General features: G+C 68.2%; 24 protein-coding genes. 12 read left to right on the top strand and 12 right to left on the bottom strand.

Going from position 1 to position 22,197, the window contains the following annotated elements; translation table 11 throughout:
* The first annotated feature begins 186 nt into the window (after positions 1-186).
* Positions 187-2,703 (top strand): ATP-dependent protease ATP-binding subunit ClpC, encoded by a 2,517-nt coding sequence (clpC1, locus tag SBI67_RS03670; protein ID WP_266049426.1) that lies wholly within the window; start codon positions 187-189, stop codon positions 2,701-2,703.
* 75 nt (positions 2,704-2,778) lie between these two features.
* Here the strand turns inward: clpC1 and SBI67_RS03665 are convergent, their stop codons facing one another.
* The gene (locus SBI67_RS03665) at positions 2,779-3,759 is read right to left on the bottom strand and encodes an alpha/beta hydrolase (RefSeq protein ID WP_318979233.1); all 981 of its coding nucleotides are present in this window, start codon (positions 3,757-3,759) and stop codon (positions 2,779-2,781) included.
* A gap of 263 nt (positions 3,760-4,022) precedes the next feature.
* Between SBI67_RS03665 and SBI67_RS03660 the strand changes: the two genes are divergently transcribed.
* From SBI67_RS03660 to SBI67_RS03650, 3 genes are read left to right on the top strand one after another with little or no spacing between them, the layout of a single operon-like run.
* Positions 4,023-4,238 (top strand): CbtB domain-containing protein, encoded by a 216-nt coding sequence (locus SBI67_RS03660; RefSeq protein ID WP_024451616.1) that lies wholly within the window; start codon positions 4,023-4,025, stop codon positions 4,236-4,238.
* A gap of 3 nt (positions 4,239-4,241) precedes the next feature.
* The gene (locus SBI67_RS03655) at positions 4,242-5,036 is read left to right on the top strand and encodes a CbtA family protein (protein ID WP_318979232.1); all 795 of its coding nucleotides are present in this window, start codon (positions 4,242-4,244) and stop codon (positions 5,034-5,036) included.
* On the top strand, positions 5,033-5,584 hold the full coding sequence (locus SBI67_RS03650; protein WP_318979231.1) for a histidine phosphatase family protein: 552 nt from the start codon (positions 5,033-5,035) through the stop codon (positions 5,582-5,584). Before SBI67_RS03655 ends, SBI67_RS03650 begins: the two co-directional genes overlap by 4 nt.
* Here the strand turns inward: SBI67_RS03650 and SBI67_RS03645 are convergent.
* Both SBI67_RS03645 and mhuD read right to left on the bottom strand, forming a co-directional pair.
* Positions 5,581-6,945: a serine hydrolase gene (locus SBI67_RS03645; protein WP_413232388.1), complete on the bottom strand. Its 1,365-nt coding sequence runs from the start codon at positions 6,943-6,945 to the stop codon at positions 5,581-5,583. The genes SBI67_RS03650 and SBI67_RS03645 overlap by 4 nt on opposite strands.
* Positions 6,920-7,237: a mycobilin-forming heme oxygenase MhuD gene (gene mhuD, locus SBI67_RS03640; RefSeq protein WP_024451612.1), complete on the bottom strand. Its 318-nt coding sequence runs from the start codon at positions 7,235-7,237 to the stop codon at positions 6,920-6,922. The genes SBI67_RS03645 and mhuD overlap by 26 nt, the downstream gene beginning before the upstream one ends.
* A gap of 41 nt (positions 7,238-7,278) precedes the next feature.
* Between mhuD and SBI67_RS03635 the strand changes: the two genes are divergently transcribed.
* Positions 7,279-8,049, top strand: coding sequence for an alpha/beta fold hydrolase (locus SBI67_RS03635; protein ID WP_318979230.1), 771 nt, complete (start codon positions 7,279-7,281; stop codon positions 8,047-8,049).
* On the opposite strand, the gene SBI67_RS03630 is transcribed toward SBI67_RS03635, so the two are convergent.
* A complete protein-coding gene (locus tag SBI67_RS03630) occupies positions 8,023-8,277 on the bottom strand; it encodes a hypothetical protein (protein WP_318979229.1) in 255 nt (84 codons plus the stop codon). The genes SBI67_RS03635 and SBI67_RS03630 overlap by 27 nt on opposite strands.
* 72 nt (positions 8,278-8,349) lie before the next feature.
* Here SBI67_RS03630 and SBI67_RS03625 point away from each other — a divergent pair, with 72 nt between their 5' ends.
* Positions 8,350-9,306, top strand: a complete 957-nt coding sequence (locus SBI67_RS03625) for a GlxA family transcriptional regulator (RefSeq protein ID WP_318979228.1) — start codon at positions 8,350-8,352, stop codon at positions 9,304-9,306.
* Here SBI67_RS03625 and SBI67_RS03620 read toward each other — a convergent pair.
* A complete protein-coding gene (locus tag SBI67_RS03620) occupies positions 9,276-10,238 on the bottom strand; it encodes an iron-sulfur binding domain-containing protein (protein WP_318979227.1) in 963 nt (320 codons plus the stop codon). The genes SBI67_RS03625 and SBI67_RS03620 overlap by 31 nt on opposite strands.
* Between SBI67_RS03620 and SBI67_RS03615 the strand changes: the two genes are divergently transcribed.
* The gene (locus SBI67_RS03615) at positions 10,237-10,857 is read left to right on the top strand and encodes a carbonic anhydrase (RefSeq protein WP_266049417.1); all 621 of its coding nucleotides are present in this window, start codon (positions 10,237-10,239) and stop codon (positions 10,855-10,857) included. The genes SBI67_RS03620 and SBI67_RS03615 overlap by 2 nt on opposite strands.
* A 71-nt stretch (positions 10,858-10,928) precedes the next feature.
* Positions 10,929-11,744 (top strand): hypothetical protein, encoded by an 816-nt coding sequence (locus SBI67_RS03610; protein ID WP_318979226.1) that lies wholly within the window; start codon positions 10,929-10,931, stop codon positions 11,742-11,744.
* Between the two features lies 1 nt (position 11,745).
* Here SBI67_RS03610 and disA read toward each other — a convergent pair whose 3' ends face one another.
* Genes disA through SBI67_RS03595 form a run of 3 tightly spaced genes read right to left on the bottom strand, consistent with a single transcriptional unit; the run spans position 11,746 to position 14,897 of the window.
* Positions 11,746-12,858, bottom strand: a complete 1,113-nt coding sequence (gene disA, locus SBI67_RS03605; protein WP_266049415.1) for a DNA integrity scanning diadenylate cyclase DisA — start codon at positions 12,856-12,858, stop codon at positions 11,746-11,748.
* A complete protein-coding gene (gene radA, locus SBI67_RS03600) occupies positions 12,849-14,261 on the bottom strand; it encodes a DNA repair protein RadA (RefSeq protein WP_318979225.1) in 1,413 nt (470 codons plus the stop codon). Before radA ends, disA begins: the two co-directional genes overlap by 10 nt.
* Before the next feature lie 42 nt (positions 14,262-14,303).
* Entirely contained in the window at positions 14,304-14,897 is a 594-nt protein-coding gene (locus SBI67_RS03595) for a copper chaperone PCu(A)C domain-containing protein (RefSeq protein ID WP_318979224.1), read from the bottom strand.
* Between the two features lie 293 nt (positions 14,898-15,190).
* Here SBI67_RS03595 and carD point away from each other — a divergent pair, with 293 nt between their 5' ends.
* Genes carD through rlmB form a run of 4 tightly spaced genes read left to right on the top strand, consistent with a single transcriptional unit; the run spans position 15,191 to position 18,591 of the window.
* Complete coding sequence (gene carD, locus SBI67_RS03590) at positions 15,191-15,679, top strand: RNA polymerase-binding transcription factor CarD (protein WP_024451602.1); 489 nt, start codon at positions 15,191-15,193, stop codon at positions 15,677-15,679.
* 4 nt (positions 15,680-15,683) lie between these two features.
* Complete coding sequence (gene ispF / locus SBI67_RS03585) at positions 15,684-16,160, top strand: 2-C-methyl-D-erythritol 2,4-cyclodiphosphate synthase (protein ID WP_266049412.1); 477 nt, start codon at positions 15,684-15,686, stop codon at positions 16,158-16,160.
* A gap of 56 nt (positions 16,161-16,216) precedes the next feature.
* Positions 16,217-17,650 carry a cysteine--tRNA ligase gene (gene cysS, locus SBI67_RS03580; RefSeq protein ID WP_318979223.1) on the top strand — a complete coding sequence of 478 codons (1,434 nt, stop codon included), beginning with the start codon at positions 16,217-16,219 and terminating at the stop codon, positions 17,648-17,650.
* The gene (gene rlmB, locus SBI67_RS03575; RefSeq protein ID WP_318979222.1) at positions 17,650-18,591 is read left to right on the top strand and encodes a 23S rRNA (guanosine(2251)-2'-O)-methyltransferase RlmB; all 942 of its coding nucleotides are present in this window, start codon (positions 17,650-17,652) and stop codon (positions 18,589-18,591) included. Before cysS ends, rlmB begins: the two co-directional genes overlap by 1 nt.
* On the opposite strand, the gene SBI67_RS03570 is transcribed toward rlmB, so the two are convergent.
* The 4 genes from SBI67_RS03570 to mrf all read right to left on the bottom strand — a co-directional run bounded on the left by SBI67_RS03570 (position 18,588) and on the right by mrf (position 22,183).
* Positions 18,588-19,790 (bottom strand): SLC13 family permease, encoded by a 1,203-nt coding sequence (locus tag SBI67_RS03570; protein WP_318979561.1) that lies wholly within the window; start codon positions 19,788-19,790, stop codon positions 18,588-18,590. The genes rlmB and SBI67_RS03570 overlap by 4 nt on opposite strands.
* A gap of 64 nt (positions 19,791-19,854) precedes the next feature.
* Positions 19,855-20,766 (bottom strand): MBL fold metallo-hydrolase, encoded by a 912-nt coding sequence (locus tag SBI67_RS03565; RefSeq protein ID WP_318979221.1) that lies wholly within the window; start codon positions 20,764-20,766, stop codon positions 19,855-19,857.
* A 9-nt stretch (positions 20,767-20,775) separates the two neighbouring features.
* On the bottom strand, positions 20,776-21,027 hold the full coding sequence (locus SBI67_RS03560) for a type B 50S ribosomal protein L31 (RefSeq protein WP_318979220.1): 252 nt from the start codon (positions 21,025-21,027) through the stop codon (positions 20,776-20,778).
* Entirely contained in the window at positions 21,017-22,183 is a 1,167-nt protein-coding gene (gene mrf, locus SBI67_RS03555; protein ID WP_318979219.1) for a ribosome hibernation factor-recruiting GTPase MRF, read from the bottom strand. The genes SBI67_RS03560 and mrf overlap by 11 nt, the downstream gene beginning before the upstream one ends.
* Positions 22,184-22,197 lie beyond the last annotated feature (14 nt).

The following is a 22,197-nucleotide window of genomic DNA, read 5'->3' as shown; positions in this document are numbered from 1 at the left end:
GGGTACTCCCTGTGCGTTACACCTGTGCACCACGGATGTGAACCGTCGGCGATGCACCAAAGCACAACCAAGGCAACGCACCCGTCGGCACCGCCCATTAGAGTGGACGGCAGGCGCCATGTGTCGAGCAGCGCAAGCCGTGCCCCTCGTAGATAAGGCCCCAGCAGGAAGAGCAGGTAAGCACCGATGTTTGAGAGATTTACCGACCGTGCCCGCAGGGTCGTCGTCCTGGCTCAAGAAGAAGCCCGGATGCTCAACCACAACTACATCGGCACCGAGCACATCCTCCTGGGCCTCATCCACGAGGGTGAAGGCGTCGCGGCCAAGTCGTTGGAGTCGCTGGGCATCTCCCTGGAAGGCGTGCGGAGCCAGGTCGAAGAGATCATCGGCCAGGGCCAGCAGGCCCCGTCCGGGCACATCCCGTTCACCCCGCGCGCCAAGAAGGTGCTGGAGCTGTCCCTGCGTGAGGCACTGCAGCTCGGCCACAACTACATCGGCACCGAGCACATCCTGCTCGGCCTGATCCGCGAGGGCGAGGGTGTCGCCGCTCAGGTGCTGGTGAAGCTCGGCGCCGAACTGACCAGGGTGCGCCAGCAGGTCATCCAGCTGCTGAGCGGCTACCAGGGCAAGGAAGCCGCCGAGGCGGGCACCGGAGGCCGTGGCGGCGAGTCCGGCAACCCGTCCACCTCGCTGGTCCTCGACCAGTTCGGCCGCAACCTGACCGCCGCCGCGATGGAGGGCAAGCTCGATCCGGTCATCGGCCGCGAGAAGGAAATCGAGCGGGTCATGCAGGTGCTGAGCCGGCGCACCAAGAACAACCCGGTGCTGATCGGTGAGCCCGGTGTCGGCAAGACCGCCGTCGTCGAGGGCTTGGCGCAGGCCATCGTGCACGGCGAGGTCCCCGAGACGCTGAAGGACAAGCAGCTCTACACGCTGGACCTGGGGTCGCTGGTCGCGGGCAGCCGCTACCGCGGTGACTTCGAGGAGCGTCTGAAGAAGGTGCTCAAGGAGATCAACACCCGCGGCGACATCATCCTGTTCATCGACGAGCTGCACACGCTGGTCGGAGCCGGTGCCGCCGAGGGCGCGATCGACGCTGCCAGCATCCTCAAGCCCAAGCTGGCCCGCGGTGAACTGCAGACCATCGGTGCCACCACTCTCGACGAGTACCGCAAGTACATCGAGAAGGACGCCGCCCTGGAGCGTCGCTTCCAGCCGGTCCAGGTTGGCGAGCCGACCGTCGAGCACACCATCGAGATCCTCAAGGGGCTGCGCGACCGGTACGAGGCGCACCACCGCGTCTCCATCACCGACGGCGCCCTGGTCGCCGCGGCGACGCTGGCCGACCGCTACATCAACGACCGGTTCCTGCCGGACAAGGCGATCGACCTCATCGACGAGGCGGGCGCGCGCATGCGCATCCGCCGGATGACCGCGCCGCCGGACCTGCGCGAGTTCGACGAGAAGATCGCCGACGCGCGCCGGGAGAAGGAATCCGCGATCGACGCGCAGGACTTCGAGAAGGCAGCGCGGCTGCGCGACTCGGAGAAGCAGCTCGTCGCCCAGCGGGCTGAGCGTGAGAAGCAGTGGCGCTCAGGCGATCTGGACGTGGTCGCCGAGGTCGACGACGAGCAGATCGCCGAGGTCCTCGGCAACTGGACCGGTATCCCGGTGTTCAAGCTGACCGAGGCCGAGACCACGCGCCTGCTGCGCATGGAGGACGAGCTGCACAAGCGGATCATCGGTCAGGTCGACGCCGTCAAGGCGGTCTCCAAGGCGATCCGCCGCACGCGTGCCGGTCTCAAGGACCCCAAGCGCCCGTCGGGTTCGTTCATCTTCGCCGGACCGTCCGGTGTCGGTAAGACCGAGCTGTCCAAGGCGCTGGCCAACTTCCTGTTCGGTGACGACGACGCGCTCATCCAGATCGACATGGGCGAGTTCCACGACCGCTTCACCGCGTCGCGGCTGTTCGGTGCCCCTCCGGGCTACGTCGGCTACGAAGAGGGCGGGCAGCTCACCGAGAAGGTGCGCCGCAAGCCGTTCAGCGTGGTGCTGTTCGACGAGATCGAGAAGGCACACCAGGAGATCTACAACACCCTGCTGCAGGTGCTGGAGGACGGTCGTCTCACCGACGGTCAGGGCCGCACGGTCGACTTCAAGAACACCGTGCTGATCTTCACCTCCAACCTGGGCACCTCGGATATCTCCAAGGCGGTGGGTCTCGGCTTCACCCAGGGTGGCGGCGAGAACAACTACGAGCGGATGAAGCTCAAGGTGCACGACGAGCTGAAGAAGCATTTCCGCCCTGAGTTCCTGAACCGTATCGACGACATCATCGTGTTCCACCAGCTGACGCAGGACGAGATCATCCAGATGGTCGACCTGATGATCGGCCGGGTCTCCAAGCAGCTGGCGGCCAAGGACATGACGATGGAGCTGACCGACCAGGCGAAGGCGCTGCTGGCCAAGCGCGGATTCGACCCGGTGCTGGGTGCCCGGCCGCTGCGTCGCACCATCCAGCGCGAGATCGAGGACGCGTTGAGCGAGAAGATCCTGTTCGACGAGGTGGGTCCGGGCCAGCTGGTGACCGTCGATGTCGAGGGCTGGGACGGCGAAGGCCAGGGCGAGAACGCCAAGTTCACGTTCTCGGGCAAGCCGCGGGCCTCGGCCGAGGCCGACCTGGCCGCCACGGCAGCGGAATAGTCGCGACCCGCGACGCCCCCGAATAGTCGCAACGAAAATGCCCCTGGCGATGCCGGGGGCATTTTCGTTGTCGGGTCAGCGGACCCCGAGGGCCGGGCCGACCGTGGTGTTCCAGGACTCCTGCATCTCGGACTCGAACAGGCCCCAGGTGTGCGATCCGTCGGGGCGGACCACATAGGTGACCGGGACGCCCGCCGCCTTCGCGGCATCGGCGAAGGCCCTGGTGCTGTCGGCGACGATGCGCTCGATCAGGCCGCCGGTGAAGTTGGGCCCGAATCCTTCCGGCAGTCGGTCCACGGCGCCGACATTGCCGGACCCCGAAGCGGCCACATAGACGGCCGTCCCCTTCAGCGCGCCCGCGTTGAGCGTCGGATCGTGCTGGATCCACAGCGGGCCGCCGCCGGGTCCCCACATGTTGTCCGCGCTGAGACCGCCGCCCATCAGGGTGATACCGACCTGCCCGGGATCGGCGGACGGATTGAGCATGCCGCTGTAGGACGCGACCGCGCGGAACAGGCCGGGGGCCTGCACGGCGTAGTCCACCGCAGTACCACCGGTGCTGGACAGGCCGCCGACGGCATTGCGGCCGTTGGTGTTGTACTGCTTGTTGATCAGCGGCGGCAGTTCCTGCGTCATGTAGGTCTGGTACTGCTTGTCGGCGTCGTTGACCCAGTTGGTCCACCAGCTGAACTGACCGCCCAGCGGGGACACCACGTTCACGTTCTTGTTGGCGAAGAAGCCCTGGATATCGGTCATGCCGAACCAGGATTTGGACCCGGGCGCGAAATTGCCACCGGGATCCAGGTTGTCGCCGCCGTCGATGCCGGGCAGCAGGTAGAACGTCGGGGCACCCGAGGACCGCGCTTTGAACACGTCGTTGACGATCACCTTGTTCATCGCCGGCGAGTACACCGAGACCTTGTCCCAGCGATCGTTGACGTGCTGGATATCGGTGATGTGCGGAGCATCGGCTGCCGCGGTGGGTGCGGCGACGAAAGACAGAACCGCCAAAAGTGCGAAGGCGCACACGCGGGAACGGCGTATGAGTTGGGTCACGCGGGTGAGACTAATGCATAGGAAACTCCAAGGTTTGCCGCGCTGACCAGGTGTTTGCGTGCTCAACGAGTCCGCGCCGCATCGGGTCGGCACCGATTTCCCGGACTAGGTGCGCCGAACAGGGCTGCTGTGCTTACTATGCGTGTGTACTCGACGGACGAGGAATCTGGTGTAAGTCCAGAACGGTCGCGCCACTGTGAAAGTCAGACCCGACTCCGTCATCAGCTTGACGACTGGGACGCGATATCCCGAAAGGACTGGACATGACTTCTGCTGAGGCACCCAAGACAAGGGTCCCCGCCATCGACCTCTCTGCCGCCCGGGCCGTGGTGTGGCTGACGGCGACGGCTTTCCTGGCATTGCTGGTGCTGTACTTCGTCGGGATGGATCAGGGCGCGACGTCGGTGTTCGGCAACAACACCTACGTGCATGAGTTCGTGCACGACGCGCGCCATCTGCTCGGCTTCCCCTGCCACTGAGCCATGGAAAAACACCTCATCGGGCGCGGTCTACTGGCCGGCGCCCTGGCCGGCCTGCTCGCGTTCGTCTTCGCAAAGATCTTCATCGAACCGGTGATCGGCCGGGCCATCGACTTCGAGGATGGTGCCGGCGCCGCCCATGAAGCCATGGCGGGGCATGCGCACGGCGGCCACGAGCACGGCGCCGAGTTGTTCACCCGTGGCGTTCAGTCGAATATCGGTATGGGCTTCGGCGTGCTGGCGTTCAGCGTGGCGATGGGTGCCCTGTTCGCGGTCGTGTTCTGTGTGCTGTACGGCCGGGTGAATGTGTCGGCTCGGGCCACCTCGGCGCTGATCGCGGCCGGCATGCTGGTGGCGCTGTGGGTGGTGCCGGCGTTGAAGTACCCGCCGAGCCCGCCGGCGACCAGCCTCGACGAGACCATTAAACAGCGCACCTTGCTGTACCTCTTGGTCGTGGTGCTCTCGGCTGCGCTGTTCGTCGGCTCGGTGTTGCTGGTCCGACGGCTGGCGCCGCGCTTCGGAAGCTGGAATGCCGCGTTGCTCGGCGCTGCGGGCTACATCGTCTCGATGGCCGTCGTGTTCCTCGTCCTGCCGGCCATCCACGAGGTGCCCGGCCCGATCACCGATGCCGGTGGCACCATCGTCTTCCCCGGTTTCGCCGCGGAGGACCTGTACCAGTTCCGGCTGTACTCGCTGGGAACACAGGTGGTCATGTGGGTCACCATCGGGCTGGTGTTCGGCGCCTTGGCATCGCGATTGCTGGAAGGCAAGCGCGCGCAGCGCACCGTCACAGTGTGAGTGAGATCGTCCGGCTGACCCTGGTGTCACATGCCATGACCGACGCCATGGCGGCCGGGCGATTCCCCACCGACGAGCCGCTCAACGCGCTGGGACAGCGGCAGGCGACCGATACCACGATCGATGTCGGTCCTGCCGATATCGCCATGAGCGGTCCGGAACGTCGTGCGGTGCGGACCGCCGAACTGTTGGGGCTACAGCCCCATACCGAGCCGGCGCTGGCCGACCTGGATCACGGTCGGTGGCGGGGCACGGCCCTCGACGGGGTGGATCCGGCGGAACTGGCCGTCTGGCTCACCGATCCGGCCCGGGCTCCGCACGGCGGTGAGACGATCGTCGACCTGATCGGTCGGGTGCGCGCCTGGCTGGGCACACTCGCCGATCGACCGGCCAAAGTGGTGGCGGTGACGCATCCGGCGGTGATCCGCGCGGCCGTCCTGACCGCCCTGGAGGCGCCACCGAAGTCGTTCTGGCGCATCGATATCGGGCCGGTGAGCCGTACCGTGCTGCACTTCCGCGGGCAGGCCTGGACGGTGCGCAGGCTCTAACTGCGGTGCGCCAATGCCCACATCTGCTTGATCACCGTCATCAGCCAGCCCGCGGTCCGCACACTGTAGAAGCGCGGCCAGTTGGTTTGCAGGCTCAGCACCCAGGCTTGGCCGGCACGGTCCACCGCGTACCAGCTGAAGGTGAGCTCACCGGGCAGGTTCCCGGCTTTGGCGGCGATATAGGGCCATTCGTCGCGGTCCAGGTCTATCCCCGGGATGGCCGAAACGATATCGCGGACCGGCGCGGCAGCCCCGACGGCCGCCGACTGCAGTGCCGCGTGCACCCGGCAGATGTCCTCGGCGCTGCCGTACCACTCGGCGCCGTAGGCCGACGCGGGGGAGTGGGTGCGTAGCGGATCCGGTTCGTACGGGCGGGCGCTGGTCTGCTTGAGCAGTTCGATCCGGCCTGCGGCATCGGCATGCTGCCATTGCGTACGCAGATCCGGCTCGCCCCAACCGATCGAGAACATCTCGTGCATGGTGGGGAACGGAGTCATGCTGGCCGGGTCATGGTGTCCGGCCTCGGCCAGCGCCCGTTCCACCGCGCCGGGCCCGAGTCGCCCGATCAGCAGATCGGTGGCCATGTTGTCACTCGTGGCGATCATCTTGTCGGCCGCCTGCCGCACCGAGATATGGGCGCCGGGGGGCAGCTTGTCGAATCCCGAGGACCCCAACTTCTTGCCTTCGGCGGTGATGGTCAGCTGGTCGTCCCACCGCACGGTGCCCGCCTTGACGGCATCGGCCACGGCGTAGAGCACGTACAGCTTGAAAATCGAAGCCAGCGGCAGGGATTCGGTGGTGTTGGTGCCGGCCACCTTCACGCATCGGCCGTTGTCGACCTTCGACAACTGGTAGGCGTACCGAGCGCCGGTCTTGGCCAACACCGCGTCTACATCGGCCCAACTGTGAAGTGCCAGAGGCTGATTGGTCACCGTCATGCGTTCGACCAAGGTGGTGGTGTCGTCGGTGCGCAACTCGATGTCCTGGCGTGCGCCATAAGACGTCACCACGTGCAGGGTGGACACCCCGGCGCCGATATCCACGCCGGCCAGGGTGTAGGGCCGATCCCACCACATCATGTCCATCGTGGTGCCGATGTCGTCGACCTGGGCGGGATCGGCGAGAGTTTTGACCCCGACCGGACCGATCGGCCAGTCCGAATTGAGCATGTCCATCAGCTGTTTGGCGCGCACACCCGGCGGGGTGCTGGTGCTGATGACGGCACCGCCCGCGTTGGCGGGCGGTGTACTGCTGGGCGTGCAGCCTCCCAGCGTCGCGGTGGCCAGGGCGAGGGTGCCGATCAGTGCCGTGAACCGGCGGGCCGCCCCGGCACCGTCAGGACTGGGTGCCGGTCCCCGCAACGTCCAACACAACCTCGAATTCCAGCAGCGAGGCTCCGGTGGCGACCGGGTTCTTCTGCTGGCCGGCGTGCGCCTCGACGGCCGGCCCGCTCGCCCAGGCCTGGAACGCCTCCTCGGACTCCCACTGCGTCACCACGAAGTAGCGGTTCTCGCCCTTCACCGGGCGCAGCAGCTGGAAGCCGAGAAAGCCGGGCTGGTTGTCCACCGCGTGGGCGCGGTGCGCGAACCGCTTCTCCAGTTCCGGGCCTGCGTCGGGCGGGACCTCGATGGCATTGATCTTCACGACGGGCATGGCATGAGGTTACCCGTGTCCGGCACGGGCAGGATGTCGGCATGCGGACCGAACTTCTGACGGCGCGCGGTGGCACCGGCACCCCGCTGGTTCTGGTGCACGGCCTGATGGGCAGGGGTAGCACGTGGTCGCGCCAGATACCGTGGCTGACCCGGTGGGGCGCGGTGTACACCTACGACGCGCCGTGGCACCGGGGCCGCGAGGTCGACGATCCGTATCCGATCAGCACCGAGCGGTTCGTCGCGGACTTGGCCGACGCGGTGTCCGAACTGGGCCGGCCGGCCATCCTGGTAGGTCATTCGATGGGTGCGCTGCACTCCTGGTGTCTTGCCGCGGCCCGACCCGACTTGGTGAGCGCGGTTGTGGTGGAGGACATGGCGCCGGACTTCACCGGGCGCACCACCGGCGCCTGGGAGCCGTGGTTACATGCGCTTCCGGTCGAGTTCTCCTCGCCGCAGCAGGTTTTCGACGAATTCGGCGCGGTGGCGGGCCAGTACTTCCTCGATGCTTTCGATCGGACCGAGTCGGGTTGGCGCCTGCACGGTCATCCGGCACGGTGGATCGAGATCGCGGGGCAGTGGGGTGTGCGGGACTATTGGGAGCAGTGGCGAGCGATTCGGGTCCCGACGTTGCTGATCGAGGCCGGCGGTACGGTGGCGCCACCGGGTCAGATGCAACGGATGGCAGAAACCGGTTACCGCACAACGTATCTGCGCATTCCGGGTGCCGGCCATCTGATCCACGACGACGCTCCTGCGGAATACCGCGCCGCTGTGGAGTCGTTTCTAACGGCGTTCGCCCAGCACGCCTGACGTGGGCCAGGACGGGGCCTGCTCGAACCGGGTGCGGATGGCCTCCAGGTCGTGGTGCAGCCGGCTCGCGTCGGGATCGGTGTCGAACAACCGGTCCCATGCCGAGGTGGGAACCCGGAACTGGTCGAGGTGCAGTCGCAGGATGTGCGACCGGTTGGCCAGCCAGCCGAGTGCGACGGCGAGGGCGAAGGGGGTCAGCAGGATGAGGATGGCGAGTGCGACGGTCATGGCAGTAATTCTTCGACAGCCAATATCCCGCCGAACAGTGGCAGCGCTGCCTCGGTTGGATAAGATGCTGCCATGATTAAAAGCGTATCGGCGATGGTGCTGGACGGTCTAGCGGTTTTCGAGTTCGGCGTCATCTGCGAGGTCTTCGGAATCGACCGGTCCGCCGACGGTGTGCCCAATTTCGACTTCAAGATCTGCGGGCCGGTGGCCGGTCAACCGGTGCGCACGTCGGTGGGTGCGCAGGTCACGCCGGATCATGACTTCTCTGCGCTGGTCGGCGCCGACCTGGTGGCCGTTCCCGCGGTCAGCACGCAGTACGGCCCTTATCCGGAGGTGGCACTGGAGGCGCTGCGCGCCGCGTCGGCGGCAGGGTCGATCATCCTGACCGTCTGCTCCGGCGCCTTCGTCGTCGGGGCGGCAGGGTTGCTGGACGGGCGACCGTGTACCACCCACTGGATGCATGCCGACGAACTCGCCACGATGTATCCCACCGCGCGGGTCGATCGCAACGTGCTCTTCGTCGACGACGGCAACCTGATCACCAGCGCGGGCACCGCGGCCGGGATCGACGCCTGCCTGCACCTGGTGCGCCGTGAACTCGGCAGCGAGGTGACCAACAAGATCGCCCGCCGGATGGTGGTCCCGCCCCAGCGCGACGGTGGCCAACGTCAGTACATCGACCAGCCCATCCCGATCCGATGTTCGGAAGGTTTTGCACCCCAACTGGATTGGATTCTGGCCAACCTGAAGGAGCCGCATACGGTGGCCACCCTGGCCGCCCGTGCCAGCATGTCGGCGCGCACCTTCGCCCGGCGCTTCGTCGAGGAGACCGGGACCACCCCCATGCAATGGGTCACCGACCAGCGGGTGCTGTACGCGCGGCGCCTGCTCGAGGAAACCGACCTGGACATCGACCGGGTTGCCGACAAGTCGGGTTTCGGCACGGCGACTCTGTTGCGCCACCACTTCCGCCGGGTCATCGGTGTGACCCCGTCGGACTACCGGCGTCGGTTTGCGCGGGCCTCCTGAGGCTCGCCCTCGCCCGCCAGGGCGAACAGCCCGTCGGGGGTCTGCTCCACCAACCCGTCGACCAGTAGCGAGTGCAGGGCCCGATCCCGCTGCGCGGTGTCCGAGCGCCACACCACGTCCAGCGCCGCCCGGGTCACCGGCGCCGGGCTGGCCCGCAGCACGTCGAGCAACCGGCCCCGCACCTGGCGGTCGGTGCCGGCGTACTTCTGCACCTTGCGGGCCGGGGCGTCGGCGGGGTCTCTGGTGGGGTAGCCCGCTGCGCGCCATGCGCAACTGCTCAGCGGGCACAGCCCACACTTGGGTGCCCGGGCCGTGCACACGATCGCGCCCAGCTCCATCAGGGCAGCCGAGAAGCGTTGTGCGACGGCATCGTCGTCAGGCAGCAGGGCCGCCACGTCGTCGAGGTCGCGGGTTCGGGCCGGGGCCTCGTCACGACCGTGCACGGCGCGGGAGAGCACCCGCCGCACGTTGGTGTCCACCACCGGGACCCGCTTGCCGTAGGCGAAGCACGCGACCGCTCTGGCGGTGTAGGCGCCGACGCCGGGCAGCGTCAGCAGCGTGTCCACGTCGTCGGGAACCACGTCGCCATATTCGGCGGCGATGGTCTCCGCGCATTCGTGCAACCGCTTGGCCCGCCGCGGGTAGCCCAACTTGCCCCACGCCCGAAGGACGTCGGCGGCGCCCGCGGCGGCGGTGGCCGACGGGGTGGGCCAGCGGGCAACCCAGGCCAGCCAGATCGGCTCGACCCGAGACACCGGCGTCTGCTGCAGCATGAATTCACTTACCAGGATCTGCCACGCCGAAACTCCTGGTTGGCGCCATGGCAGCGGTCGCTGGGTGGTGTCGAACCAGTCCACGAGTTCGCCCGAGTCGATTGCGGACCTGGCGGCCGCACCGTCAACATCCGTCGGCTCAGGCAGAATGTCGGTCATGCCCAACTCGAATCCGATATCCGCTTGGAAGGCACTCAAAGAGGGTAACGAGCGCTTCGTCGCCGGTAAGCCCGAGCACCCCAGCCAAGGTATCGACTACCGCGCGAGCCTGACCGCCGCCCAGAAGCCGACCGCCGTCGTCTTCGGCTGCGGGGACAGCCGGGTGGCCGCCGAACTGATCTTCGACCAGGGCCTCGGCGACATGTTCGTGGTCCGTACCGCCGGGCACGTCATCGACTCGGCCGTCCTCGGGTCGATCGAGTACGCGGTGGCGGTGCTCAACGTCCCGCTGATCGCCGTGCTCGGGCACGACAGCTGTGGCGCGGTCAAGGCGACGCTGTCCGCTCTCGACGAGGGCGCCGTCCCCGGCGGCTACATCCGCGACATCGTCGAACGCGTCACCCCGTCGATCCTGCTGGGCCGCCGCGACGGACTGACCAGGGTCGACGAGTTCGAGGCCCGCCACGTCACCGAGACCGGCGCCCAGCTGATGGCGCGCTCGACCGTCATCTCCGAACGGGTCAACGCCGGCTCGCTGGCGATCGTCGGCCTCACCTACCACCTGGCCGACGGCAGGGTGGTGCTGCGCGACCACCTCGGCGACATCGGCGAAGTCTGAGAGCAAGCCTGAGACCGACACGCCGGGCCGCCTCGGACGGCACGGCGTGACACCGGCTTACCGTTGAGTTCGTGCTAGACGTAGAACCGCATGGTGGCCCCACACCGAGCCAGATCTACCGGCGGCGCCGGGTCGCGGCGATCGGCATCGCGGTCGTCGTGGTTGCCATCATCGCCGGCATCATCGCGGTCGTGGTGGCCAACAGCACCAGCTCGGGAACGCCGACGCCGGACAAGACGGCGGCCACCGGCAACAGCCCGGCCGCCGCACCGCCGCCGCTGCCCGGCGAGACGCCCGGGGTGAAGACACCCGTGGTGCCCGCCCAGCAGCCCGCGGCGCCGACACCGACGCCGACCGCGGCGGTCACCCCGCCGCCGGTGCTCAAGGAGGGTGACGACTGCCCCGATTCGACGCTGGCGGTCAAGGGCATCACCAGCGCGCCGGACTACGTCATGGGTGATCAACCGAAGTTCACCATGGTGGTCACCAATATCGGCTTGGTGGCCTGCAAGCGCGACGTGGGTGCGGCGGTGCTGTCGGCCTACGTCTACTCGCTGGACAACAAGCGGTTGTGGTCCAACCTGGACTGCGCCCCGTCCAACGAGACGCTGGTGAAGACGTTCAACCCGGGTGAGCAGGTCACCACCGAGGTCACCTGGACCGCCATGGGTTCGGCCCCGAACTGCCCGCTGCCGCGGGAGCCGATCGGCCCGGGCACCTACAACCTGATCGTGCAGTTGGGCAATCTGCGCTCGGCGTCGGTGCCGTTCATCCTGGCCGAGTCCAAGCCCGCCGATCCGGCCGCGCCGCCGGCCGATCCGGCGGCACCCCCGGCCGAGCCCGCCCCCGCCGGGGAGCCGGCGCCCGCCCCCGCGCCGGCCGGATAGCTCAGGCCAGCTGGTCGGCGATCGTCGACTCGGCCAACTGGGACAGCCCCTCCCGGATGTGCCGGGCCCACATCGAGCCGATGCCGTCCACCGACTGCAGATCGCTGGCGCTGGCCGCCAGTACGCCCTGTAACGACCCGAACGACCGCACCAACAGGTCGACGTGGGCGAACTGCAGCCGCGGGATGCCGGCCATCGCCCGGTACCCCCGTGAACTCATCGCCGAATCCTGCGCTTCGACCGTCGATGGGTAGCCGAAAACCCTTGCCAGCGCGGTGAAGTCGAGCAGCTCGTTGTCCGAAAGGGCATCCAGTTCCTCCAGCGTCGCGCCGACCTGCGCGGCGCTGGGCGGGTCCGGGTTGGCGTGGTAGTCCCGCACGATCAGCTCCCGTGCGGTGTCGTTGTCGCCGACCAGTTCTTCCAGCTGCAGTTGCAGCTGCCTGCCGTCGGTGCCCAGTTCCACCACATCGGCGTCGATCTCCAGGCTGATGCGGCGCACCATCTCCAGGCGCTGCACCACCGTCATGACGTCGCGCAGCGTGACGAAGTCCTCGATCTCGGCCGTCGACAGTTGCCGGTTCACCTCGTCCAGGCGGGACTTGTAGCGCTCCAGGGTCGCGATGGTCTGGTTGGCCCGCGACAGGATGGTCGGGGTGTCCGGGACGACGTGCCGTTCGCCCGCGACGTAGACGGTCACGATGCTCATCGAGTGGCTGACCGAGATCACCGGGTAGCCGGTCTGCACGGCGGTGCGCTCGGCCGAGCGGTGCCGGGTGCCGGATTCCTCGGTGGGAATGGACGGATCCGGCACCAGCTGGACGTTGGCCCGCAGGATGCGGGTGCCGTCACTGGAGAGCACGACGGCGCCGTCCATCTTCGACAGCTCGCGCAGTCGGGTGGGCGCATACCGGACGTCCAGGGAGAACCCGCCGTCGCAGATCGCCTCGACGCTGTCGTCGTAGCCCAGCACGATCAGGGCGCCGGTGCGTCCGCGCAGGATGCGTTCCAGGCCGTCGCGCAGGTCGGTGCCCGGCGCCAGCCGACCGAGGGTTTCGCGCAGCGTGGGCCGCGCCAGATGCACCACCGTGCGGCCGGCCCTGGATTTCACCGCCATCGCGCCTCCTTGGACTGGCCGCCATTGTCCGTGATGGACTTCAGAACCTGCAATGCCTCCCCGATATTGCCCGCGGTGGTGATGCGCAGGCCGGCGGGCACGTCGGTGACCCCGGGCGGTACCACGGCATGCCGGAAGCCCAGCCGGGCCGCTTCGGCCAGCCGCCGCTCCATACCGGTGACCCGGCGCAGGTCACCGGCCAGGCCGACCTCGCCGATGGCCACCACGGTGGCCGGGACGGGCAGGTTGGTCTGGGCCGAGGCGACGGCCAGTGCCACGGCCAGGTCCGAGGACGGGTCGGTCAGCCGCATTCCACCGACAGTGGACAGGTAGATGTCGTTGCCGGCCAACCGCAGCCCGGCACGCTTCTCCAGGACCGCGGTGATCATCGCGGCCCGCGCCGAGTCGATACCGCTGACCGCGCGCCGCGGGGTGCCCTGCGCGGCGCTGCCGATCAATGCCTGCACCTCCCCGAGCAGGGGCCGTTTGCCGTCCATCGTCACGGTCACCGCGGTACCGGGCACCGGGGCGGGCCGCTCGTCGCGGAACAACCCCGACGGGTCGGCGACACCTTCGATGCCGTTGTCGCGCAACAGGAAACAACCCACCTCGTCGGAGGCACCGAACCGGTTCTTGACTCCGCGCACCATCCGCAGCGCGGACGCGCGGTCGCCCTCGAAGTGCAGCACCACGTCCACCAGGTGCTCCAGTGAGCGCGGCCCGGCGATGGCGCCGTCCTTGGTGACGTGGCCGACCAGGAGCAGCGCCAGGCCGCCAGGGCCGGCGGCCTTGGCATACGACGTCAACGCCGTGGTGACGGCCCGGACCTGGGTGACACCGCCGGTCACCCCGTCGACCTCGGTGGTCGACATGGTCTGCACGGAATCGACCACGACCAGGCTGGGCCGCACCGCTTCGATATGCCCCAGTGACGTCTGCAGATCTGATTCCGATGCCAGGTACATCTCGTCGTGGGTGCAGCCGGTGCGCTCGGCGCGCAGCCGGATCTGGCCGGCCGACTCCTCACCGGACAGGTACAGCGCGCGTCTTCCGGTGCGGGCCCAGCGGTGGGCGACCTCCAGCAGCAGGGTGGACTTCCCGACACCGGGATCGCCGGCCAGCAGGGTGACCGAGCCGGGCACCAGACCGCCGCCGAGGACGCGGTCCAGCTCACCGACGCCGGTCGGCACGTGTCGCGTGACCCCCGGATCGATGGCGGTGATCGGTACCGCGGGGGAGGTCGGCGCGACGGCCCGCCGGATGGACTTGCCGTCGAGGGCGGTCAGCGTGGCCACCTCGTCGACGGTGCCCCACGTTCCGCAATCCGGGCAGCGCCCGACCCACTTCGCAGTGGTGTGGTTGCACTCAGAACAACGGTATTGCGAACGTACTTTCGAAGCCACGCTCAAACGGTAACTGCCGGGGGTGACAGAACCGTCAGATGATCAGTGGCCGCCGTCCGTGTCGCTTCCGGCCTTCTCGGTGCCCGCGTTCGGCTCGCCGTCGCGGCGCGGGGTCTCGCCCGCCGAGATCGGCACGTTGACCGTGGTCTGGCCGGACTTCTCGAAGGTGAAGGTGAACGGGTACGTCAGCCCGTTGGTGATCGGCTTGCTCAACGCGACCTCGGCCCGCACCGCGTCGGCGCGTTCGGCGGCGTCGAGCGCCTTGAGCTGACCGTCGGGTTCGCCGATCACGAGGACGCCGCCGGCCGGGACGGAACCGTCCCCGGTGAGCGTGACGTTGCCGACGTCGGAGGTGATGGACACCAGCTTGTCGTTGGCATCGGCCGAGTTGTTGGCGGCGACCAGCAGCAGTTCGACATCACTGCCGGGGCGCACGTAGTCGGTGACCTGCGGGGCGCGCAGATGCACGTTGCGCAGCGCGATATTGCCCGCCGTCGCGGCCGCGCCGTTGACGGCAGGCTCCTGGTTGGCCGTCTGCGACACCTGGCCGGAGCCGCAACCCGTCAGGGCGACGCTGACGACCGCCGCGCAGGCGGCGAGTCCGATGACGGACGCCTTGAAAGCTTTTGCAGCCACTGGAGCCTCCTGCTCGCCGTTGCGGTTCAGCCGTGCAATTCAACTATGCACAGTAGTAGGTCGCCATCGGGGGCGGTAGCGGAGGGCCTGGGACGGTCTCTCGGGGGTGCATCGCGGGTTGATCTGGGGTGCATCACCGCCCCGCGCGACGCCGGCAAAACCATGTCGCGTTGCACGTAACGGTCGCTGTGTCAACCCCTAGTATTCATCTGCTATGCCCCTGACCTGCAATGTTGGTGCACGCACGGAGGCGCCCCGTGCTAAGATTGAGATGTGAAAGGGGCTCTAATCTGATGATTTTCAAGGTCGGAGACACCGTCGTCTATCCACACCACGGTGCTGCGTTGATCGAGGCGATCGAAACCCGGACCATCAAAGGCGAGCAGAAAGAGTACCTCGTCTTGAAGGTCGCCCAGGGTGATCTGACAGTTCGAGTCCCCGCCGAGAACGCCGAATACGTGGGTGTGCGCGACGTTGTGGGCCAGGAAGGTCTTGACAAGGTGTTCCAGGTGCTGCGCGCCCCGCACACCGAGGAGCCGACCAACTGGTCGCGCCGGTACAAGGCCAATCTGGAGAAGCTTGCGTCAGGAGATGTGAACAAGGTGGCCGAGGTCGTTCGCGATCTGTGGCGCCGGGATCAGGAACGTGGACTGTCCGCCGGTGAGAAGCGGATGCTCGCCAAGGCGCGGCAGATCCTCGTCGGTGAGCTCGCGCTGGCCGAGAACACCGATGACGAGAAGGCTGAGACCATTCTCGACGAGGTGTTGGCCGCAGCTTCCTAAGCTGTTGGAGTTGCCGCGCGTCGGTCTGGGTACCGACGTTCATCCCATCCACGCCGGACGGCCGTGTTGGCTGTTGGGTTTGTTGTTCGACGGTGTCGACGGCTGTGCCGGGCATTCCGACGGTGACGTCGCTGCTCATGCATTGTGCGACGCGCTGCTCAGTGCCGCCGGGCTCGGCGACCTGGGCAGCGTGTTCGGCACCGATCAGCCGCAGTGGCGTGGCGTCACCGGGGCCGACATGCTGCGTCACGTTCATGAGCTGGTGCGGGCCGAGGGCTTCCGGGTGGGCAATGCCGTGGTGCAGGTGGTCGGCAACCGTCCGAAGATCGGCCCCCGGCGCGCCGAGGCTCAGCAGCTGTTGTCAGGTCTGCTCGACGCACCGGTGTCGGTCTCGGCGACGACAACCGACGGACTGGGCCTGACCGGCCGCGGCGAAGGGCTGGCTGCGATTGCGACGGCGTTGCTCGTCCGGGTCGAATAGGCCGGTAAGCTGGCCCGTCGTGAATGGAAGTGGGCCCCAAGTGAGCGGTGCGAACGGTGAGCTCGCGTGAGCGGTGCGAACGGTGTACCGAAGTGAGCGGGCTGCGACTGTACGACACCCTGTCGGGTGGCGTTCGTGATTTCGTGCCGCTGCGTCCCGGCCACGCGTCCATCTACCTGTGCGGTGCGACGGTCCAGGGCCTACCCCATATCGGACACGTGCGCAGTGGTGTCGCCTTCGACGTGTTGCGGCGCTGGCTGACGGCAAAGGGTTTCGACGTGGCGTTCATCCGCAACGTCACCGATATCGACGACAAGATCCTCAACAAAGCCGCGGACGCGGGCCGGCCGTGGTGGGAGTGGGCGGCCACCTTCGAGCGCGCATTCACCGCGGCCTATGACGCGCTCGGCGTGCTGCCGCCGTCGGCCGAACCCCGCGCTACCGGGCATATCACCCAGATGGTGGAGCTGATCGAGCGTCTCATCGAGCGCGGCCACGCGTACGCGTCCCAGGGCGATGTGTACTTCGACGTGCTGAGCTACGCCGAGTACGGGGCACTGTCGGGGCACCGGATCGACGATGTGCACCAAGGCGAGGGCGCCGCGACGGGTAAGCGTGATCAGCGTGATTTCACGCTGTGGAAGGGCGCCAAGCCGGGTGAGCCGTCGTGGCCGACGCCGTGGGGGCGCGGACGACCCGGCTGGCACACCGAATGCGTGGCCATGTGCGAGTCCTATCTGGGGCCGCAGTTCGACATCCATGCTGGCGGCATGGATCTGGTGTTCCCGCACCACGAGAACGAGATCGCCCAGGCGAAGGCCGCCGGTGACGGTTTCGCGCAGTACTGGCTGCACAACGGCTGGGTCACCATGGGCGGCGAGAAGATGAGCAAGTCGCTGGGCAATGTGCTCGCTATTCCCGCTGTGCTGCAACGGGTTCGGGCCGCCGAGCTGCGCTACTACCTGGGCAGCGCGCACTACCGGTCGATGTTGGAGTTCTCCGAGAACGCTCTCACCGACGCCGCCAAGGCGTACACCGGTGTGGAGGAGTTCCTGCACCGCGTGCGTCATCGCGTCGGCGCGGTGGAGCCGAGCACCTGGACCGAGAAGTTCGGCGCCGCCCTCGACGACGATCTGGCGGTGCCCATCGCCCTTGCCGAGGTGCATGCCGCCAGGGCCGAGGGCAACCGCGCGCTGGACAGCGGGGATCACGACGCGGCGATGGCAGCGGCGCAGTCGATCCGGGCCATGATGGGCATCCTCGGCTGCGACCCCCTCGACGAGCGCTGGGAGTCCCGCGACGAGACGTCGGCCGCGCTGGCCGCCGTCGACGAGTTGGTGCACTGGGCGCTGGCCGGTCGCGCCGAGGCCAGAGAGAAGAAGGATTGGGCGGCCGCGGATGCTATCCGGGACCGGCTCAAGGCGGCCGGTATCGAGGTCACCGACACCGCCGATGGCCCGCAGTGGTCACTGCTGGAGGGAAGCAACTGATGGCCGGCAATTCACAGCGCCGCGGCGCGATCCGCAAGGCCGGCACCAAGAAGGGGCCCACGGTCGGCTCCGGCGGCGTCCGCAGACGCGGCCTGGAAGGTAAGGGCGCCACCCCGCCCGCGCATATGCGGCCCCATCATCCGGCAGGCAAGAAGGCGGCCAAGGCGGCGCGGCAGGCACAGGGCAGGCAGCGCAAGACCGACGAGGTCGAGGTCGTCCTCGGCCGTAATCCGGTGGTGGAGTGCCTGCGCGCGGGCGTGCCGGCGACCGCGCTGTTCGTGATGCTCGGGGTGGACTCCGACGAGCGCATCACCGAATCGGTGCAGCGCGCGGCCGATGCCGGCATCGCCATCATGGAGGTCCAGAAGCACGATCTGGACCGGATCGCCAGCAATGGCTTGCATCAGGGTTTGGCGCTGCAGGTGCCGCCGTATGCCTACGCGCACCCCGACGATCTGCTCAAGTCGGCCCAAAGTGACAGCATGCCAGCACTTTTGGTGGCGCTGGACAATATCTCCGATCCGCGTAATCTCGGCGCCATCGTGCGCTCGGTGGCCGCCTTCGGCGGCCATGGTGTGGTTATCCCGCAACGGCGTTCGGCGTCGGTGAGCGCGGTGGCGTGGCGCACCAGTGCCGGTGCCGCGGCCCGGTTGCCGGTGGCCAGGGCTACCAACCTCAGCCGCACCCTCAAGGCCTGGGCCGACGCCGGCCTGCAGATCGTCGGTCTGGACGCCGGTGGAGACACCCAGCTCGACGAATGGGATGCGTCCGGACCCACGGTCGTGGTGGTGGGGTCCGAGGGTAAGGGCCTGTCGCGTCTGGTCCGGGAGAACTGCGACGCCATCGTCTCCATCCCGATGGCCGGGCCGACGGAGTCGCTGAACGCCTCGGTGGCGGCCGGTGTCGTGTTGGCCGAGATAGCCCGCCAGCGCCGGGTTTAGAGTCCAAGCACCCGGGCCGCGGCCCACAGTGCCAGCACCCCGGTCACCAGGCACAGCGGTGTGGTCAGCATCCCGACGCGGCTGAACTCCAGGAAGCTCGCCGACATGCCCTCCCGACGAATAATGTTGCGCCACAGCAGGTTGGCCAGCGAGCCGGGATAGGTGGCGTTGGGTCCGATGTTGACTCCGAGCAGCACGGCCAGCACCGCGACCGGGCCGGCCGCCGGGCTGGCGGCGACCACCGGGAGCAACACCAGCACCGCGGGCAGGTTGTTCACCACGTTGGCCAGCACCGCCGCCACGGCGGCGATCACCAGCAGGGCGGGCAGCGAGGTGCCCAGCGGCATATGGGCTTTCATGAAATCACCGAGACCATGCCGCATCACGGCATCGACCACCACGCCAAGGCACAGTACGAAAACCAAGAACGGGACGTCCAGGGCTTTCACGATGCCGACGATGCTGGTGTGCCCGCGGGCCAGGCTGCGTACCCCGAGTACGACGGCGCCGGCCAGCGCCGCCCAGGCTGGCGCGATATCGAGGGCTGAGGTGACGGCGAAGCCGGCCAGCGTGAGCCCGATGACGACGAGCGCGAACACCGGAAGGTCGGTAGCCGGTGGTGGGTCTTCTTGGGTCGTCGGCGCGACCAGCTCACGCCGAAAGAGCAGGCGCAGCACCAGATATTCGACGGCGATGACCGCCAGCCAGGGCAGCGCCATGACGGCCGCGAACATGCCGAACGAGATGCCGGCGGCGCCGAAGGCCAGCAGGTTGGTCAGGTTGGACACCGGCAACAGCAGTGACGCGGTGTTGGACAGGTGCGCCGTGGCGTAGGCGTGCGGTTTGGGCGACACCGACATGGTGCGCGCGGTGGCCAGTACCACCGGGGTCAGCAGCACCACCGTCGCGTCCAGGCTCAGCACCGCCGTCGTCGCGGCGGCCAGCACGAACACCCCGACCAGCAGGCGGCGCGGGTCGCCGCGGCTGAGTCGTGCCATCACCGCACCGGCGGCACGGAACAACCCTTCGTCGTCGCACAGCTTGCCGAGCACCAGCACCGCGGCCAGGAACCCGGTGACAGGCAACAACTCCCGGACTTCGTGGGCCGCCGACTCGGTCGTCGTCACCCCGGTCAGCAGTAGCAGGCCGGCGGCGGGGGCGGCCACGACGACCTCGGGCCAGCGGTGGGGCCGCACCATGGTGAAGATCAGGACGATCGCCAGCAGGGCGGCAGCGAACAGCAATGGGACGTTCAAGGCGGGGTCAGTTCCAGGGATCCGTCGGTTGCCACAGTGTCGGCAGGTGCAAGCCGACGCCGTCCTGTTCGGCCAGCCCGCGCAGCACGCGCATGGACGCGTCCAGGTCGTCGCCCGCGTAGGGCAGTGCACGCAGCGGGGCATCGAGCGGACGGAAGAAGTCGTCCCAATGGGTCAGCACCACCCGGCGCGCCCCCACAGTGCGTACCGTCTCGGTCCAGTAGTCGATGAGGTAGCGCTCGGGCTGCAGGCCCAACTGTCCGATGCCGAGGTAGACGACCTCGGCGCGCTGCCCGGCCAGGGCGCCAGGGACGAAGCCGGCGCTGCCGACGATCAGCAGCCGACGGTCCGACGGGCGGTGGTGCACCACGGTGGACCAGGCCTCTCCACATCGGTAGGCCGACGCGCGCACCGGCGGGTGAACGGGGGCGGTGATCGGGCCGGGGAACCGGTCCGGCGGGCAGTGCTCGCCCACGATGAGCGTGACGTCAAAAGCGCCGAGGCGCTGGGGTTTTCCCGGGGTGGCAACGATGGTGCGGTCGGCTGCCAGACCGTGCCCCAGGTGTGTCACCGACGCACCACCGACCAGCGCGGCCCCGGTGCGTTCGGCCACCACCGCGGAGTCCATCGCATGATCGAAATGGGCATGCACCGGTAGGACCGCCGCGAGTCTGCGCACCCGCAGTCTGGCCAGGCAGCCGTCGATGCGCGGAGCAGACGGGGCAATCCGGCGCAGGCCGACGCGCAGTAGCGACGGCCTGCTGAAGAATCCGTCGGTCATGATCGCGGATGCGCCGTCGTCGATCAGCAGGGTGGTGACGCCGGCCCAGGTGACGGTGAGGGGCGCCGGGCCGGCCGCGGGCAGATCGAAGAACTCCGCGTAGTCCGCGAGGTCCGGGCGGCCGGTCTTGAGGCGCATGCCCCCACCCTAGGGGGTGCGGCGCACCCCGTAGCGACGGCGGAACTTCTCGACCTGGCCGGCAGTGTCGATGTGTCGGCTCGAACCGGTCCAGAACGGGTGCGAATCGGCGCTGACGTCGACGACGATCAGCGGGTAGGTGCGCCCCTGGAAATCGACTGTGCGATCACTGGTTGCGGTGGAGCGGGTCAGGAACATGGCACCCGTGTTCGCGTCGGCGAATACGACGGGGTGGTAGTCGGGATGGATATCAGGTCTCATTGCGTGCCTCCGTGCTCGTGTCGGTATCGGCGGTCTCGTGCCAGTCGCCGAACGGATCCGGGTAATCCGGCCAGTCCTGCGGGCTGGCCAGCTCGTCGTCGGTCAGCAGTGCTCGGTTCAGGGCGCCGGTGATCACATCGGGGTCGGCACCGCAGACCAGGGCGGTCATCGCGATGTGCCGGTCACCGAACCGGTCGTCCCAGATCGAGGCGGCCAATGCAATGCGCTCCGGGTCCACGTAGGCGCGCTCGCCGGGCTCCATATCGGCCAGCCAGGTGCCGCAGTGTCCCACCCCGAGCCCGGCACCCGCCGATTCGATCCAGACGACGGCGTCGGGCTGACTGGCCAACCAGGCCCGACCGCGGATGCGCACCACGCCGTCGAGCAGCTCGTCGATCGCGTGGTGCAGGCGCAACGGGTGAAAGGGTCTGCGGGAGTTGAATTCCAGCAGCTGGACCGCGCCCTCGGGGCGCAGCGGTGGTTGGCCGGCCAGCAGCGGGTCGTGTGGATCGTCGGAGCGGCCACGCCTGGCCCCGGAATCCAGGTTGGCCAGCGCCAACTCGACGTTGTCGGTGCCCACCGTGATGCGGGCCCGTGGGGTGAGCCGGCGCAGTACCGCCAGGGTCTGCGCATCGGGCTCGGTGAGCACCAGCACGTCGGCGAACTCGGCCTGGCCTACCACCACCTGCGCCACCGTGCGGTCGTCGTCCAGATCATCGTCGCCCAGTGCGTCGGCCAGCCAGCTGCCGGTGTCGATCCCGGTCACCACGGCGGTGACGACGACGTCGCGAGCGGCGGGCCCGTCGATATAGCCGGGACCGAGGTGCAGCGGGGTGTGTTCTATTGCGTTACAGAGTGATTCGGGGTCACCCCAGGTGGGCAGCTGGACGGCGATTCGGGCGACGTCTGCGCGCCGGTGCAGGCGACGCAGCAGCGGTAACAGGTCGGCCCGGATGGCGCAGTTCAGGCAGCCGGTCACCTCGATCGGCCACACCGAGATGAGCCGCCGCTGCGCGCGCATCTCGGTGATCTGCCGGATCGCAACGTGTCCCTCGATCGCGTAGCCGACGCTGATCGTGCCCGGCGTCTGGATCAACGTGGTGGCCACGTCGTCCGTCGTTCCCTGACCCGCCACCAGTACCACTGGGGTCCGCATCAAGCCTCCGTACT

This window comes from Mycolicibacterium chengduense (assembly GCF_033741155.1).
In the GTDB taxonomy this organism is placed as follows: Bacteria; Actinomycetota; Actinomycetes; order Mycobacteriales; family Mycobacteriaceae; genus Mycobacterium.
This window is presented reverse-complemented; position numbering and strand designations above follow the sequence as displayed.